This is a genomic window from Microbacterium sp. NPDC097977 (assembly GCF_040302605.1).
Classification (GTDB): domain Bacteria; phylum Actinomycetota; class Actinomycetes; order Actinomycetales; family Microbacteriaceae; genus Microbacterium.
In genome coordinates, this window is record NZ_JBEOUR010000010.1 from 56,591 (window position 1) to 71,223 (window position 14,633).

Consider the following 14,633-nt stretch of genomic DNA (forward strand, 5'->3'; position numbering starts at 1 on the left):
CGGCCGTCATATTCGGTCACACTTGCAACACAAATGTGATCCGCAGAACACTGCCCGGGGCGGGCTCGGCAGGAGCGCGCGTGTTTAGATGTTCTCCTACCCGCCCGTGAGCAACACACCCCTCACTTTTCAGGAGCTGACATGCAGCGTCGCAACATCATCGCCGGGATCGCGCTCGCCGCGACCGCCACCCTCGCCCTTGCCGGTTGTGCGGGCGGCGCAGGAAGCGGCGGATCCGGTGAGCCGGCGGCGGGTGACGAGTACGACCTCGTCGAGGCCGGCACGCTCACGGTCTGCTCCGACATCCCGTACGCGCCCTTCGAGTTCGAGGGCGGCGACAACGGCACCGGGTACACGGGCTTCGACATCGACCTGCTCGACGCGATCGCGAAGGAGCTCGACCTCAAGCTGTCGGTGCAGGACGTCGGCTTCGACGCGCTGCAGTCCGGCACCACGCTCGCGGCCGGCACCTGCGATGTCGGGGCGTCGGCGATGACGATCACCGACGAGCGCAAGGCGAACATCGACTTCTCCGAGCCGTACTACGAGTCGCTGCAGTCGCTGCTCGTGCGCACCGACTCCGGCATCGAGTCGATCGACGACCTGTCGGGCAAGAACGTGGGCGTGCAGCAGGGCACGACCGGTGAGGCGTACGCGACCGAGAACGCCACGGGCGCGGAACTCGTGCAGTACCCCTCGGACGGAGAGCTGTGGCCGGCGATGCAGGCGGGTCAGATCGACGCCATCCTGCAGGACCAGCCGGTGAACCTCGAGCACGAGAAGGCCGACAACGCCTACAAGATCGTCGAGGAGTACGAGACGGGCGAGTCCTACGGCTTCGCGTTCGCGAAGGGCGAGAAGGACAAGCTGCGCGAGGCGATCGACGGAGCGCTGCAGGATCTGCGCGACAGCGGCGACTACAAGACCATCTACGACACCTACTTCACCGCGAAGTAACCGGCGAGCGACGTAGAGCAGGGAGACCTTGACAATGGCGTTGAGGCGCACCACGAAGAGCAAGCTGTACCGGTACACCGTCTATGCGGTGCTGATCGCGATCGTCGTCTGGGCGGCGGTCAGCACCGACTGGGCGAAGATCGGGCCGCTGTTCTTCAACCCCGAGATCGCGGCGAAGATGTTCCCCGGGATCATCACGACCGCACTCGTCAACACGCTGTGGTTCACCGCTGTCGCGTTCGTCGCCGGGCTCCTGCTGGGGGTCGTGCTCGCACTGCTGAAGCTGTCGAGCATCGGGCCGTTCCGATGGATCGCCACGGCCTGGATCGAGCTGTTCCGCGGGCTTCCCGCGATCCTCACGATCTTCGGTGTGGCCTTCATCCTGCCGATCGCACTGGGCATCTCGGGGCGTGACCTCGGCGGCCCGGTCGTGCTCGGTCTCGTCGGCCTCATCCTCGTGGCGTCGGCGTACATGGCCGAGACGATCCGCGCCGGCATCCAGGCGGTCCCGAAGGGGCAGACCGAGGCTGCGCGCTCGCTCGGCATGTCTCCCATGAAGACCACGTTCTGGATCATCGTGCCGCAGGGATTCCGCATCATCATCCCGCCGCTCACGAATGAGTTCGTGCTGCTGCTGAAGGACACATCGCTGCTCTTCGTCGCGGGAACGTTCATCTGGTCGAAGGAGCTCACCAACTTCGCCCGTGACGCCGCGACGCAGAACACGAACGCGACGCCGCTGATCATGGCGGCGATCCTGTACCTGATCGTGACGATCCCCCTCACGCGCTTCAGCGCGTACCTGGAACGACGGATGGCGAAGCAGCGATGATCACCGATCTGATTGATGTCCACGCTCCGGCGATCGACCTGCAGGGGCTCGTCAAGAGCTTCGGCGACAACGAGGTGCTCAAAGGCATCGACCTCACCGTCACCGCGGGCGAGGTGGTCTGCATCATCGGCCCCTCCGGCTCCGGCAAGTCGACGCTGCTGCGCTCGGTGAACCTGCTCGAAGAGCCGACAGGCGGCAAGGTGCTGATCGAGGGGATCGACATCACCGACCCCGACGTCGACATCGACCGGGTGCGCACACGCATCGGCATGGTGTTCCAGAGCTTCAACCTGTTCCCGCACCTCGATGTGATGGGCAACCTCATGATCGCGCAGCAGCGCGTGAAGAAGCGGTCCAAGGCCGAGGCCGAGAAGATCGCGAAGGAGATGCTGGGGCGTGTCGGACTCGCCGAGAAGGCGGATGCGTTCCCCGGTCACCTGTCGGGCGGCCAGCAGCAGCGGGTCGCGATCGCCCGCGCGTTGTGCATGAACCCCGACATGATGCTGTTCGACGAGCCGACGTCGGCCCTCGATCCCGAGCTGGTCGGCGAAGTGCTGCAGGTCATGCGCTCGCTCGCCGACGAGGGGATGACGATGCTCGTCGTCACGCACGAGATGGGCTTCGCCCGGGAGGTGGGGTCGCGCCTGATCTTCATGGACGGCGGACACATCGTCGAAGAGGGTGACCCGCGTGAGGTGCTCGCCAACCCGCAGCATCCGCGCACGCAGGACTTCCTGGCTCGCGTGCTCTGAGTTCGCGGTCGCACGACCGCTTCCTACGATGACCCCCTCCTGCCGGATGTGCAGGAGGGGGTCTTGTGTAGGGAGCGTCGGGTGGGGCGTCGCGCCTCGCCGATCCTGGAAGAGTCGACTCAGCCCCGCGGATGCACGGCGACCGGCTCGGGGGCGACCGCGATCCGTACACGGTCGCCGAACGCCGGATGGATGCCGGGTGCGTGCTGCAGCCGCACCAGCTCACCCGACTCGGTGCGCACGAGCGTGCGGCGCATGCTGCCGAGGAACGTGCTCTCCTGCACGAGCGCGTCGGTCGCGGCATCCGCTTCGGAGGCGAAGTGCACGTTCTCGGGCCGAAGGTACACATCGACGGGTCCGTCGGCCGGCGCCCGCAGGGGCAGCCGCTGTCCCCACACCACGACGTGATCGCCTTCGGCGACGCCGGAGACGACGCTCGAGAGACCGACGAACGCGGCCACTCCCGCTGTCGACGGTGACGTGTACAGCTGCTCGGGGGTGCCGATCTGCTCGATGGTGCCCGCGTTCATCACCGCGATCCGATCCGACACCGCCAGCGCCTCCTCCTGGTCGTGGGTGACGAAGACGGTGGTGATGCCGAGGCGCAGCTGGATCCGACGGATCTCGTCGCGCAGCTGCACGCGCACCTTCGCGTCGAGGGCGGACAGCGGCTCGTCGAGAAGCAGCACCTTGGGCTCCGTCACCAGCGCGCGGGCGAGCGCCACGCGCTGCTGCTGCCCGCCGGAGAGCTGGTGCGGGAAACGATCGGCGAAGTCGGCGAGTCCGACGAGGGCGAGGGCATCGAGCGCGCGCGCAGCGGCATCCGCTCTGCCGACACCGCGGCGGCGGAGCCCGAAGGCCGTGTTCTCGACCACTCGCAGATGCGGGAAGAGCGAGTACGACTGGAAGACCATGCCGATGTCGCGCTTGTTGGTGGGTACGCGGGACACGTCGCTTCCGCCGAGGAGCACAGCGCCGCCGTCGAGGCCCTCGAGCCCGGCCAGCACGCGCAGGAGGGTCGTCTTTCCGCACCCGGACGGGCCGAGCAGCGACACGAACTCGCCCGGCGCGATGTCGAGGTCGACGCCGTGCAGCACGGTGGTGCCGGAGTAGCTCTTCACGATGCCCTGCAGCTGCACGCGAGTGCCCTCGCCGGCTTCGGCGAGCAGCATGTTGTCGGCGGTCTCGGGGAGGGTCATGACTGGGCCTTTCGGGTGCCGCGAGCGACGCGGCCGATGAGGAGCAGGAGCAGGAAGACGAACAGCAGAGCCAGCAGCGTGAAGATCGCGGGAGCGTAGCCGTCTTGGTTGCGAACGATGACCATGGCCGTCTGGAACACCTGACGGTTGAGGAGCGAGGCGATCGTGTACTCACCGAGCACCACGGCGATCGAGATGAGGGATGCCGCGAGCAGCCCCTGACGCAGATTCGGCGCCAAAACTCTCAGCACGACGGTCGGCCAGCTCGCCCCGAGAGAGCGGGCGGCCTCGGCGAGCGTGCGCAGATCGGCGGCGTCGATCGACGCTTGGATTGAGCGGTAAGCGAACGGCAGCACGGTGATGCCGTACGCGAACGCGAGCGTCCACGTGCCGGTGCCGAGCGAACGGCCGATCTGCAGGTAGATCGGCGCGAGACCGACGACCAGCACGATCGCGGGGATGGAGATCGGCAGCAGCACGGTGAACTCGAAGGCGGGGCGGAGCCTGCCGAAGCGCAGATTGACCAGGATCATGGTCGGCGCGAGCAGCAGGAGAACGATCGCCACCGTGACGAGGGCGAGGACGAGCGAGTTGCCCAGACCCATCCAGATCGGCCGGATCGCCGCGGATTTCGCCGGATCGAACACCGCAGCCCAGCGTTCGAGGCCGAGGCTGCCGTCGGTCTGGCGCAGCGTGTAGAGAAAGGTCGAGATCAGCGGGATCGCGAAGAAGGCTCCGACGAGGATGCCGATGATCCACCGGGTCACGGGGGAGGGAGCGAGGCGGTTCACGACTGCCACCTCGCTGCGCGGCGCTGGATGAGTGAGTAGAGGGCCATGACGACTCCGACGATGATGATCATGCCGAGCGCGAGAGCCCCGGCGAGGTTCTCTCGACCCAGCACGGTCTCACTCGTCAGCGCCGCGCGGATCTGCAACGGCACGATCTGCGAACCCTGGCTGGCGAGGGCGGCGGCGGTCGCGTACGACGAGAACGCGTTGGCGAACAGCAGCAGCAGACTGGCCAGGAACGACGGGGCGAGCACCGGGGCGCCGATGCGCAGCCAGAAGCTGGAGCGGGTGCCGCCCAGCGTGAGGTTCGCCTCTGCCCACTGCGGCTTGAGCGCGGCGAGGGCGGGCATGAACGTGATCACCATGAGCGGGATCTGGAAGTAGATGTACGGCAGGATCAGGCCGGGCAGCTCGTAGAGCCAGGTGCCGTTCGCGAAGATGTCGATGCCGAACGTGTCCTGCAGGAACAGCTTCAGCACGCCCTGGATGCCGATCGTGGCGATGAAGGCGAACGCGAGCATGACGCCGCCGAACTGGGCGAGCACACCCGCAACGGCATCCACCGTCGAGCGGACGACGCCCTCGGGGTTCATGCCGAGGAGGGCATAGCAGACGAGGGCCCCGACGATCGCGCCGACCACGGCGGTCAGCAGCGACAGCCCGGCGGAGTTCGCGAAGGTGGTGAGCACGACGGGATCGACCAGAGCCGAGACGTTGCTGAGGGTGAAGGCGCCGTCCTTCGTGAAGAACCCCGAGCCGATGGCCAGAACGGTCGGCACGGCGAGGAACAGCAACACATACGCGGCGAAGGGCACGAGCCCCAACCAGGCGGCGGACGGCCCCCAGCGCAGGGCCCGCGCGGTCGACGCGGGCTCTGCGCTGTGAGCGGTGGGGGTGACGGGGGCGGATGCCGCGGCATCCGCCCCCGTCGTGGTGGCCGTGGTCACTGGACGGCCGCTGCCCACTTCTCGCCGAGCAGCGTGCCGGCGTTCGTCGACTGCTCCTCGGTCGGCACGACCGTCTCGCTCGGGACCTCGGGCAGGGCCGCGGCCAGGTCGGCGTCGATCGTGCCGGCCTCGGTCATGGCCTCCATGCGCGCGGGACGGGCGCCGCCCTTGAGCCACAGGTTCTGCACCTCGTCGCTGTAGAGGAACTCCTGCCACAGGCGTGCGGCTGCCGGGTTCGGGGCATCCTTGTTGATCGCCTGGTTGTAGTAGCCCGCGTATCCGGTGCCGTCGAGGACGACGACCTTCCAGTTCTTGTTGTCTGCCGCGTGTGCGGCGTTCAGGTAGTCCCAGTCGAAGACGACCGGCGTCTCGCCGCTCGCGACGGTCGCCGTGGTGACGTCGACCTTGAGCAGGTTGCCCGCCTTCTGCAGGTCGGCGAAGAAGTCGATGCCGGGCTGGAAGTCGTCGAGCGTGCCATCGGACTGCACGGTCGCGAGACCCACAGCCGCGAACGCCGCGCCTGCCTGCGTCGGGTCGCCGTTGATGGCGACCGCACCCTTGTAGGCGGCGTCCTTCAGGTCGTCGAGGGTCTTCGGGGCGTCGAACTTCGACGAGTCGTAGCCGATCGACATGTACCCGCCGTAGTCGCCGACGAACAGGCCGGTCGGCTCCTTGAGCTCATCCGGGATCTCGTCCCACGTCTGCACCTGGTACGGCGCGAACACATCGGTGTTCTGCAGCGCGACCGTCAGGCCGAGGTCGAACACGTCGGGCGCGGTGTCCAGGCCCTCGTTCGTCTTCGCCGCCTGGATCTCCTCGGCGCTCGAGACGTCGGGCGAGGCCTCGTTGACGGTGATCTCCGGGTACTTCTCGGTGAAGAGATCGATGATCTCGCCGTAGTTCGCCCAGTCCCGCGGAAGCGCGATGACGTTGAGCTGGCCCTCGGCCTTCGCGGCGGCCTCGAGGTCGGCGAACGAGCCGAAGTCGTCGACCGAGGTCGCGGCGGCGGCGTCGACGGCATCGCCCTCGCCGGCTGCGGCGGGGGTCTCCGCCCCTGTGGCGCAGGCGGTGAGGCCGAGCGCAGCGGCGGTGAACAGGGCGATGCCCGCGCCGATGCGCGCGCGGCGGTGGAAGTTGGTCATCAGGATCCTCTCGGTGCCCGGCGTTGTGCGCCGGATTCGGGTTGCGAGAGGACACTATGAGCCGCGGGTTGCCGATCGGACCTGGGCCGGTGAACGGGAGGTGGCCGGGGTGTGGCGGGTGGGAGCGGGCCTCAGGCGCGGGGAACCTGGTACTTGAACCCGACGTGCGAGCCCACGTATCCCAGTCGCTCGTAGAACCGGTGCGCGTCGGTGCGGGCGGCGTCCGAGGTGAGCTGCACCATCGCCGAGCCCAGGGCCGGTGCCGCATCGTCGGAGATCCAGCGCATGACGGCGGAGCCGATGCCCGACGAGCGCAGATCGCTGCGCACGCGCACGGCCTCGACGAGCAGACGTCTCGCACCGCGTCGCGCCATGCCGGGGATCGAGGTGAGCTGCAGGGTGCCGACGACGGCTCCGTCGAGCTCGACCACGAGCAGATCGTTCGACGGGTCGGCGAGGATCTCCTCGAGAGCCGATGCGTAGGCGGGGCGGTCCTCGACGGATGCGACGTCACCGCGCGACGCGCTGATCGGGTCGTCCGAGAGCAGGGCGATCACGGCATCCGCGTCGTCGACGACGGCTCTGCGCAGGGTCGCGGCGCCCGCTCGGGAATCGATGGGGAAGGGCAGGGCGAGAGCGTCGAGCATGCTCTCAGTCTGACATCCTGGACCGATGGACATCGGCAGTGTGCTCGGGCTCGAGCAGCTCACCTGGGGCACGCTGATCCTCGTGATCGTCGCGGCATTCGCCGCGGGGTGGATCGACGCGGTCGTGGGTGGCGGAGGACTCCTGCAGCTGCCCGCGCTGCTGCTGATCCCCGGCATGTCGCCGATCCAGGCGCTCGCCACCAACAAGCTCGCCTCCGTCTTCGGCACCGCGACCAGCAGCGTGACGTACTACCGACGTGCGAAGCCCGACATCCGCACCGCTCTGCCGATGGCGGTGATCGCCCTCGTCGGGTCGTTCGGGGGAGCGGCCGTCGCCACCGTGCTGCCGGCTGCGGCCTTCAAGCCGATCATCGTCGTGGCGCTGCTCGCCGTTGCGCTGTTCACCGCCTTCCGGCCGCAGATGGGGGCCGCCACGATGTTGCGCTTCAGCGGCCACAGGCATCACATCATGGCCGGACTGTCGGGGCTCGTGATCGGCTTCTACGACGGGCTCATCGGCCCCGGAACCGGGACGTTCCTAGTGATCTCGCTCGTCGCGCTGCTCGGCTACGACTTCCTGCAGGCGAGCGCCAAGGCGAAGATCGTGAACCTCGCCACGAACGCCGGTGCCCTGCTGCTGTTCATCCCGCACGGTGCGGTGCTGTGGCTGCTCGGCGGCATCCTCGCCGTCGCGAACGTCGCGGGCAGCTACCTCGGATCCCGCATGGCGATCTCGAAGGGAGCGCGGTTCATCCGCATCGTCTTCCTCGCCGTCGTCGTCGTGCTCATCGCGAAGCTCGGCGTCGACGTGTGGAACGAGAACATCGCTCCCGCTCTCGCTGCCCTCCGTTGACGTCGCGTGCCGCGGCACGGCGGCGCAAACGAAGAGGCCCCCTCCCGCGTGAGCGGAAGAGGGCCTCCTGGTGCGAGGGTCAGGCCTCGTCGTCCTCGGGCTCGTAGTCGACGCCGGCCTCGGCGCGCTGCTCGGGCGTGATCGGAGCCGGCGCGGCGGTCAGCGGGTCGAAGCCGTTGCCGGACTTCGGGAACGCGATGACGTCGCGGATCGACTCGGTCTTCGTCAGGTGCTGCAGCACGCGGTCCATGCCGAGCGCGATCCCGCCGTGCGGGGGAGCGCCGAACTTGAACGCGTCGAGCAGGAAGCCGAACTGCTCCTGCGCGACCTCGTCGCTGATGCCCATGACCTCGAACACGCGCTTCTGCACGTCTTCGCGGTGGATGCGGATCGATCCGCCGCCGAGCTCGGAGCCGTTGCAGACGATGTCGTACGCGTAGGCGAGAGCGGACCCGGGGTCGGTGTCGAACGTGTCCTGGAACTCCGGCTTGGGGCCGGTGAACGCGTGGTGCACGGCCGTCCAGGCTCCGGCGCCGACGGCGACGTCTCCGGATGCGACGGCATCGGCTGCCGGCTCGAACATCGGCGCGTCGACGACCCACGTGAAGGCGAACTCGTCGGGGCTCAGCAGGCCGAGGCGACGGCCGATCTCGACGCGTGCGGCGCCGAGGAGCGCACGGCTCTCCTTCGTCGATCCCGCCGCGAAGAAGACGCAGTCACCGGCGGAGGCGCCGACGAACTCGGCGAGTCCGGCCTGCTCGGCCTCCGACAGGTTCTTCGCAGCGGGGCCGCCGAGCGAGCCGTCCTCGTTGAAGAGCACGTAGGCGAGGCCGCGGGCTCCACGCTGCTTCGCCCAGTCCTGCCACGCGTCGAGCTGCTTGCGGGGCTGCGAGGCACCGCCGGGCATGCGCACGGCGCCCACGTACTCTGCCTGGAAGACGCGGAACGGCGTCTCGGCGAAGTACTCGGTGGCCTCGACCAGCTCGAGTCCGAAGCGCAGGTCGGGCTTGTCGGAGCCGTACTTGGCCATCGCGTCGGCGTAGGTCATGCGTGGCAGCGGGGTCTGCACCTCGACGCCGATCGTCTTCCACATCGCCTGGATGAGCGACTCCATCAGGGTGATGACGTCTTCCTGGTCGACGAAGCTCATCTCGATGTCGAGCTGCGTGAACTCCGGCTGGCGGTCGGCGCGGAAGTCCTCGTCGCGGTAGCAGCGGGCGATCTGGTAGTACTTCTCGACGCCGCCCACCATGAGCAGCTGCTTGAACAGCTGCGGCGACTGCGGGAGCGCGTACCAGCTGCCCGGGTGCAGGCGCGCGGGCACGACGAAGTCGCGAGCGCCCTCGGGGGTCGAGCGGGTGAGGGTCGGCGTCTCGACCTCGGTGAAGTCCTCGCCGTGCAGCACATCGCGCACGGCCTTGTAGACGTTCGAGCGCAGACGCAGAGCGGATGCCGCGGCGGGGCGACGCAGGTCGAGGTAGCGGTACTTGAGGCGCGCCTCTTCACCCACCGTCTCGGTGTCCGCCACAGCCGTGGACACCTGGAACGGCAGGGGGGCCGACTCGTTCAGAACCTCGACGTCGGTCGCGATGAGCTCGATCTCGCCGGTCGGCAGGTTCGGGTTCGCGTTGCCGTCGGGGCGGCGCGACACCTCGCCGGTGACCTTGAGCACGAACTCGTTGCGCAGCGGGTGCGCGATCTCCTCGTCGCGGATGACGACCTGGGCGATGCCCGATGCATCCCGCAGATCGATGAACGCGACTCCTCCGTGATCACGACGGCGATCGACCCAACCCGAGAGGGTGACGGTCTGACCGATATGCTCGGCTCGCAGTGAGCCTGCCGAGTGGGTGCGAAGCACGGAGGATTCCTTCTGTTCTGGGAGATGATGAACCCGCCCAGTCTACGTGGGCGGGTGCGGGGGCTCGGGCGCGGGTGTCCCGCCTCCCCGTGCGGCGGCATATCGGTCAGTAGGATCGCCACGACGGAAAGGCACCCATGGACTCCAACGGAATCTCCGACCTGTACGCATCGATCTTCTCGGGAACCTCGGGGCTGATCGTCCTGGCCTTCTACATCCTGGTGGTGATCGGCCTCTGGAAGGTCTTCACGAAGGCCGGATACCCCGGCATCCTCGCGCTCATCCCCTTCGTGAACGTCATCTTCCTCGTGAAGATCGCCGGGATGTCGGGATGGCTCGCACTGCTCTACCTGATCCCGATCGTGGGATTCGTCTTCGGCATCTTCGTCGCGATCCGGATGGGGGAGCGCTTCGGCAAGGGCGGGCTGTTCTCGTTCTTCCTCCTGTTCGTCTTCCCGTACATCGGATATCTGATCCTCGGCTTCGGCGAATCCCGCTACCGACAGGTCTGACATGGTGGCGTCGCGACTGCACCTCGTCCGCCACGGAGAGGTGCACAACCCGAAGCGCGTCCTCTATGGGCGGCTGCCCGATTACCACCTGAGCACGGCCGGTCGGACGATGGCGCAGGCGGCAGCCGACCACGTCGCCGGCCTCGGCCGGGAGGTGACGACGCTCTACGCCTCCCCGCTGGAGCGGGCGCAGGAATCCGCCGAACCGTTCGCCGCACGATTCGATCTGGTCCCCGAGATCGACATCCGTCTGATCGAGCCCACGAACGTGTTCGAGGGCACGCAGATGAAGCGCTCGCTGATGAACCCGCTCAACTGGTGGCACCTGCGTCAGCCGTCGCTGCCGAGCTGGGGTGAGCCGTACACCTCGATCGCCGAGCGCATGCTGGGTCTGATGGCCGAGGCATGGAGGTCGGTCGACGGTGGAGATCTGGTGATGGTGTCGCACCAGGCGCCGATCTGGATCACACACCTCCGGGTGGCGGGTCTGCCGTTGCAGCACGACCCGCGCACCCGGCGCTGCGCGCTCTCGAGCGTCACCTCGTTCGAGCTCGTCGGCGATGTGTGGCGCGAGGTCGCCTACGCGGAGCCCGCCGCGACCGGCGGCGCGATCGACGTCGGGGCGGTCTGACCGCGCCCTCTCGTCGGCCAGGCGGCGCGGGTGCAGGTCAGTGTGCCATGAGCGACTGGACGACGCCGATCGCCGCGATCTGACCCGCGGCAGCCGCCAGCAGCACCGAGGCCAGCGGCCCCGGCAGCGAGGCCCGGTGCGCGAGGTCTCCCGCGGCGAAGATCCCCGGCAGCGAGGTGCGACCGAAGTCGTCGATCTCGATCGACCCCGACGGCAGCATTCCCAGGGCGAGGTCATCGGCGAACGGCGCGCGCTGGCGGAGTGTTCCGGATGCCACGAAGACGCCTGCCACCGTCTGCGCGCCACCGGACTCCGTCGAGATGCGCACGCCGTCGCCGTGCACGGCGACGGCGGCCACCGGCTCCGTGCTCGCCCTCGCGCCGAGTCGTTCGAGCAGCTGCGCCTCCTCTGCGGTGAAGCGCTCGTCGATCGGGTAGACCGTGATGTCCCCGACGATGCGACCGAGCAGTCCGATCAGGTGCTCGGCACGCGCGACAGGGCCGAGGATGCCGATCGGGCGGCCGGCGTGCTCGTGCCCGTCGCAGAACGGGCAGGCGAAGGCCTTCAGTCCCCACAGCTGCTGCAGGCCGGGGACGGCGGGGAGGTCGTCGGCGACTCCCGTCGCGAGGATGACGCGTCGGGCCTCGACGCTGTCGCCGTCGGTGAGGACGATAGTGAAGTCCCCGTCGGCGCCGGTCACGTTCTGCGCCCCGACCTCGCGGATCTCGACATCCGCGTAGGCGGCCAGTTCCTTCCTGGCGGTGGCGCGGAAGTCCGCGGGAGCCGCGCCGTCGTTCGTGATCACGTTGTGCATGTGCTGCACGGTGCCGTTGCGGTACTCGCCCGAGTCCAGCAGCAGCGTCGACCGATGCATCCGTCCGAGTGTGAGTGCCGCCTGCAGGCCGGCGGGTCCTGCGCCGATGACGATCGCGTCGTACATGTGGGTCCTTCCGAAGGGCTCGCTTGCTTTCGAGCTCAGTCTGTGACTTCATGTCAACATGAAGTCAAGCGCGCAGAATCCCTGGTCTGTCGGCGAGGTCGCCGCGCGGTTCGATCTGCCGACCAACGTGCTCAGGCATTGGGAGTCGGTCGGCCTTCTGCGGCCCGCGCGCGACGCCGCGGGCCGGCGGCGGTACGGGGAAGACGAGGTCGTGCAGGTCGCCGTGATCCAGCGCAGCAAGGCTGCGGGCATGACCCTCGATCAGATCGCGGTGCTGCTCGACGACAGCGCCCGGGGTCGGCACGAGGTGCTGCAGCGACACCTCGACGACCTGGACCGCCGGATGGAGGAGATGCGGCGCTCGCGGGAGATCACCGAGCATGCGATGAACTGCCGGGCGCACGACATCACGAGCTGTCCGCGCTTCCGCGCCGGCGTCGAGGACGTGCTGGCACGCTTCTGACAGGGGCGTGATCCCGACTCGCGCCGGGCCCGCACGGGCGCCCGGCCCATGCATAGGAACCCCTGCGTAAACTGGGAATCGTGCCACTCGCCTCGACGGTTCCTCCGATCCGCAGCGGCCGCCCCTCCCGCATCCGGCCCGTCCGCCGGTCGGTCGGTGTCGCGCTCGCCGCGGTGCTCGCCATCGGTCTGAGCGCATGCGCTCCCGATCCCGTGAACGACTCGTTCCTCAGTGGAGACAACCCCGGATACGTGGCCGCCGACGGCGCGATCGTCGAGATCCCCGTCGCGGAACGCGGTGAGCCCGTCACAGCGTTCGGCGGCGTGACGGAAGACGGCGAGGACTTCGACAGCGCCGAGCTGGCGGGCAAGGTCACGGTCGTGAACTTCTGGTACGCCGGCTGCGCCCCGTGCCGCGTCGAGGCCGAAGACCTCGAGAACGTGTGGCAGGAACAGGGCGGCGACGACGTCGCCTTCCTCGGCATCAACACCCGCGACCAGGCCGACACGGCCAAGGCGTTCTCCGCCGAGTTCGGCGTGACCTACCCGAGCCTGATCGATGTCGACACCGCCGAGGCGAAGCTCGCGTTCGCGGCATCCGTGCCGATCCAGGCGACGCCGACGACCCTCGTGCTCGACAAGCAGGGCAGGGTCGCCGCGCGCATCATCGGGCCCATCGACGGCACGTCGATCCTCTCGACGCTCGTCAAGGACGCGCTCGCGGAGGACTCGTGATCCTCCCGGGAGCGGCGTGAACCCCGAAGCGATCATCGGATCGGGAGCCCTGTGGCTCGCGATCCCCGTGGCGATGCTCGCGGGACTCCTGTCGTTCCTCTCGCCCTGCGTGCTGCCGCTGGTGCCCGGATATCTGGGATTCCTCGGGGGAGCTGTGGCCCCCCGGCGTGCACCCGGCACGGCGAACGGTTCGCCGACCACGACCGTCGACGCCCCCGCGCGGGGACGCCTGGTCGTCGGCGTCCTGCTCTTCATCCTCGGTTTCAGCCTCGTCTTCGTCTCGTTGACGGCGCTCGGCGGCATCGCCAATGTGTTCCTCATCCAGTGGGGCGAGCTCATCACGCGCATCCTCGGCGGGGTCATCATCCTCATGGGACTGGTGTTCCTCGGCCTCTTCGGCTTCGCCCAGCGCGAGGTGCGGTTCCACGTCGATTCGAAGGCGGGACTGATCGGCGCGCCGCTGCTCGGCGTCGCTCTCGGCGTCGGGTGGGCGCCCTGCATGGGTCCCACGCTGGCCGCGATCTTCGCGCTGAGCTTCAACGCGGGTGACCCGGTGCGCGCAGGCTCCCTGGGACTCGCCTACTCGCTCGGCCTCGGCATCCCGTTCCTGCTGGTCGCGCTCGGCTTCGGCTGGGCGACGAAGGCGATCGGATTCCTGCGCCGTCACATCCGCGTGGTCAACATGATCGGCGGCGCGCTGCTGATCGCCCTGGGACTGCTGATGGTCACGGGGCTCTGGACCGACATCATGTCGAGACTGACGGCGGTGATGAACAGTGTCATCCTCCCGCTCTGATCAGGACGACCGGAAGAAGACGCATCGGAAGGATGCCGTGAGCAGCACAACCGAGAGGTCGAGCGATCCGCTCCGGCCGTCCGACCACGTCGACGGCGAAGAGTCGATCACCCAGCCCCGTCTCGGCCTGGTGGGCTGGCTGCGCTGGGGATGGCGTCAGCTGACGTCGATGCGCACCGCGCTGATCCTGCTCCTCGTCCTGGCCATCGCCGCCATTCCCGGCTCGATCTTCCCGCAGCGGATGGCCGACCCCAACGGCGTCACCCAATGGGAGCGCGACAACCCCGATCTCTTCCCGATCCTCGACGGCCTGAAGCTGTTCGACGTCTACCTGTCGCCGTGGTTCTCGGCCATCTACCTGCTGCTGTTCGCCTCGCTCGTGGGCTGCGTGATCCCGCGCATCAGGCACCATGCCAAGGCGCTGCAGGCCCGGCCGCCGCGCACCCCCGCCCGCCTGCAGCGGCTCGCCGACTTCCGTGCGGTCGAGCGCACCTCGACGGATGCCGCGACCGATGCCTCCGCGTCGATCGACATCGCCCAGAAGCAGCTCAGAGCTCTCGGCTACCGGGTCGAGCG

Annotated in this window: 17 protein-coding genes; 10 read left to right on the forward strand and 7 right to left on the reverse strand. The window is 68.4% G+C overall.

The window, feature by feature from the left end; all coding sequences use genetic code 11:
• Positions 1-141: 141 nt before the first annotated feature.
• Genes ABTZ43_RS04400 through ABTZ43_RS04410 form a run of 3 tightly spaced genes read left to right on the forward strand, consistent with a single transcriptional unit; the run spans position 142 to position 2,541 of the window.
• Positions 142-957: a transporter substrate-binding domain-containing protein gene (locus tag ABTZ43_RS04400; protein ID WP_149423729.1), complete on the forward strand. Its 816-nt coding sequence runs from the start codon at positions 142-144 to the stop codon at positions 955-957.
• 34 nt (positions 958-991) lie between these two features.
• Positions 992-1,789 (forward strand): amino acid ABC transporter permease, encoded by a 798-nt coding sequence (locus ABTZ43_RS04405; RefSeq protein WP_045254737.1) that lies wholly within the window; start codon positions 992-994, stop codon positions 1,787-1,789.
• The gene (locus ABTZ43_RS04410) at positions 1,786-2,541 is read left to right on the forward strand and encodes an amino acid ABC transporter ATP-binding protein (RefSeq protein ID WP_045254736.1); all 756 of its coding nucleotides are present in this window, start codon (positions 1,786-1,788) and stop codon (positions 2,539-2,541) included. The genes ABTZ43_RS04405 and ABTZ43_RS04410 overlap by 4 nt, the downstream gene beginning before the upstream one ends.
• 119 nt (positions 2,542-2,660) lie before the next feature.
• Here the strand turns inward: ABTZ43_RS04410 and ABTZ43_RS04415 are convergent, their stop codons facing one another.
• From ABTZ43_RS04415 to ABTZ43_RS04435, 5 genes are all read right to left on the reverse strand, one after another.
• Entirely contained in the window at positions 2,661-3,740 is a 1,080-nt protein-coding gene (locus ABTZ43_RS04415; protein ID WP_149423727.1) for an ABC transporter ATP-binding protein, read from the reverse strand.
• Entirely contained in the window at positions 3,737-4,531 is a 795-nt protein-coding gene (locus ABTZ43_RS04420) for an ABC transporter permease (protein WP_350537940.1), read from the reverse strand. The genes ABTZ43_RS04415 and ABTZ43_RS04420 overlap by 4 nt, the downstream gene beginning before the upstream one ends.
• Positions 4,528-5,478, reverse strand: coding sequence for an ABC transporter permease (locus ABTZ43_RS04425; RefSeq protein ID WP_350537941.1), 951 nt, complete (start codon positions 5,476-5,478; stop codon positions 4,528-4,530). Before ABTZ43_RS04425 ends, ABTZ43_RS04420 begins: the two co-directional genes overlap by 4 nt.
• Positions 5,475-6,620: an ABC transporter substrate-binding protein gene (locus ABTZ43_RS04430; protein WP_350537942.1), complete on the reverse strand. Its 1,146-nt coding sequence runs from the start codon at positions 6,618-6,620 to the stop codon at positions 5,475-5,477. The genes ABTZ43_RS04425 and ABTZ43_RS04430 overlap by 4 nt, the downstream gene beginning before the upstream one ends.
• A gap of 131 nt (positions 6,621-6,751) precedes the next feature.
• Complete coding sequence (locus ABTZ43_RS04435) at positions 6,752-7,267, reverse strand: GNAT family N-acetyltransferase (RefSeq protein WP_350537943.1); 516 nt, start codon at positions 7,265-7,267, stop codon at positions 6,752-6,754.
• Between the two features lie 25 nt (positions 7,268-7,292).
• Between ABTZ43_RS04435 and ABTZ43_RS04440 the strand changes: the two genes are divergently transcribed.
• Positions 7,293-8,120, forward strand: coding sequence for a sulfite exporter TauE/SafE family protein (locus ABTZ43_RS04440; RefSeq protein WP_056412485.1), 828 nt, complete (start codon positions 7,293-7,295; stop codon positions 8,118-8,120).
• A gap of 79 nt (positions 8,121-8,199) precedes the next feature.
• On the opposite strand, the gene aspS is transcribed toward ABTZ43_RS04440, so the two are convergent.
• Positions 8,200-9,981: an aspartate--tRNA ligase gene (gene aspS / locus ABTZ43_RS04445; protein ID WP_350537944.1), complete on the reverse strand. Its 1,782-nt coding sequence runs from the start codon at positions 9,979-9,981 to the stop codon at positions 8,200-8,202.
• 137 nt (positions 9,982-10,118) lie between these two features.
• Between aspS and ABTZ43_RS04450 the strand changes: the two genes are divergently transcribed.
• Both ABTZ43_RS04450 and ABTZ43_RS04455 read left to right on the forward strand, forming a co-directional pair.
• A complete protein-coding gene (locus ABTZ43_RS04450; RefSeq protein WP_253385563.1) occupies positions 10,119-10,493 on the forward strand; it encodes a DUF5684 domain-containing protein in 375 nt (124 codons plus the stop codon).
• Position 10,494: 1 nt separating this feature from the next.
• Positions 10,495-11,124 carry a histidine phosphatase family protein gene (locus ABTZ43_RS04455; protein WP_056412476.1) on the forward strand — a complete coding sequence of 210 codons (630 nt, stop codon included), beginning with the start codon at positions 10,495-10,497 and terminating at the stop codon, positions 11,122-11,124.
• A gap of 37 nt (positions 11,125-11,161) precedes the next feature.
• Here ABTZ43_RS04455 and ABTZ43_RS04460 read toward each other — a convergent pair whose 3' ends face one another.
• On the reverse strand, positions 11,162-12,064 hold the full coding sequence (locus ABTZ43_RS04460; RefSeq protein WP_350537945.1) for an NAD(P)/FAD-dependent oxidoreductase: 903 nt from the start codon (positions 12,062-12,064) through the stop codon (positions 11,162-11,164).
• 58 nt (positions 12,065-12,122) lie between these two features.
• On the opposite strand from ABTZ43_RS04460, the gene ABTZ43_RS04465 reads away from it, so the two are divergent.
• From ABTZ43_RS04465 to ABTZ43_RS04480, 4 genes are all read left to right on the forward strand, one after another.
• Positions 12,123-12,527, forward strand: a complete 405-nt coding sequence (locus ABTZ43_RS04465; RefSeq protein WP_056412469.1) for a MerR family transcriptional regulator — start codon at positions 12,123-12,125, stop codon at positions 12,525-12,527.
• An 80-nt stretch (positions 12,528-12,607) separates the two neighbouring features.
• Positions 12,608-13,261, forward strand: coding sequence for a TlpA family protein disulfide reductase (locus ABTZ43_RS04470; RefSeq protein WP_149423721.1), 654 nt, complete (start codon positions 12,608-12,610; stop codon positions 13,259-13,261).
• Positions 13,262-13,277: 16 nt separating this feature from the next.
• Positions 13,278-14,057 (forward strand): cytochrome c biogenesis CcdA family protein, encoded by a 780-nt coding sequence (locus ABTZ43_RS04475; protein ID WP_149423720.1) that lies wholly within the window; start codon positions 13,278-13,280, stop codon positions 14,055-14,057.
• Positions 14,058-14,094: 37 nt separating this feature from the next.
• The coding region (locus tag ABTZ43_RS04480; RefSeq protein ID WP_350537946.1) for a cytochrome c biogenesis ResB family protein at positions 14,095-14,633 on the forward strand (539 nt) is incomplete at its 3' end.

Bases quoted from the DNA above. Each gene is read 5' to 3' on its own strand.
- ABTZ43_RS04455 (WP_056412476.1), top strand. From the start codon at position 10,495: ATGGTGGCGTCGCGACTGCACCTCGTCCGCCACGGAGAGGTGCACAAC.
- ABTZ43_RS04460 (WP_350537945.1), bottom strand. From the start codon at position 12,064: ATGTACGACGCGATCGTCATCGGCGCAGGACCCGCCGGCCTGCAGGCG.
- ABTZ43_RS04450 (WP_253385563.1), top strand. From the start codon at position 10,119: ATGGACTCCAACGGAATCTCCGACCTGTACGCATCGATCTTCTCGGGA.
- ABTZ43_RS04410 (WP_045254736.1), top strand. From the start codon at position 1,786: ATGATCACCGATCTGATTGATGTCCACGCTCCGGCGATCGACCTGCAG.
- ABTZ43_RS04400 (WP_149423729.1), top strand. From the start codon at position 142: ATGCAGCGTCGCAACATCATCGCCGGGATCGCGCTCGCCGCGACCGCC.
- ABTZ43_RS04415 (WP_149423727.1), bottom strand. From the start codon at position 3,740: ATGACCCTCCCCGAGACCGCCGACAACATGCTGCTCGCCGAAGCCGGC.
- ABTZ43_RS04465 (WP_056412469.1), top strand. From the start codon at position 12,123: ATGAAGTCAAGCGCGCAGAATCCCTGGTCTGTCGGCGAGGTCGCCGCG.
- ABTZ43_RS04405 (WP_045254737.1), top strand. From the start codon at position 992: ATGGCGTTGAGGCGCACCACGAAGAGCAAGCTGTACCGGTACACCGTC.
- ABTZ43_RS04430 (WP_350537942.1), bottom strand. From the start codon at position 6,620: ATGACCAACTTCCACCGCCGCGCGCGCATCGGCGCGGGCATCGCCCTG.
- ABTZ43_RS04440 (WP_056412485.1), top strand. From the start codon at position 7,293: ATGGACATCGGCAGTGTGCTCGGGCTCGAGCAGCTCACCTGGGGCACG.
- ABTZ43_RS04435 (WP_350537943.1), bottom strand. From the start codon at position 7,267: ATGCTCGACGCTCTCGCCCTGCCCTTCCCCATCGATTCCCGAGCGGGC.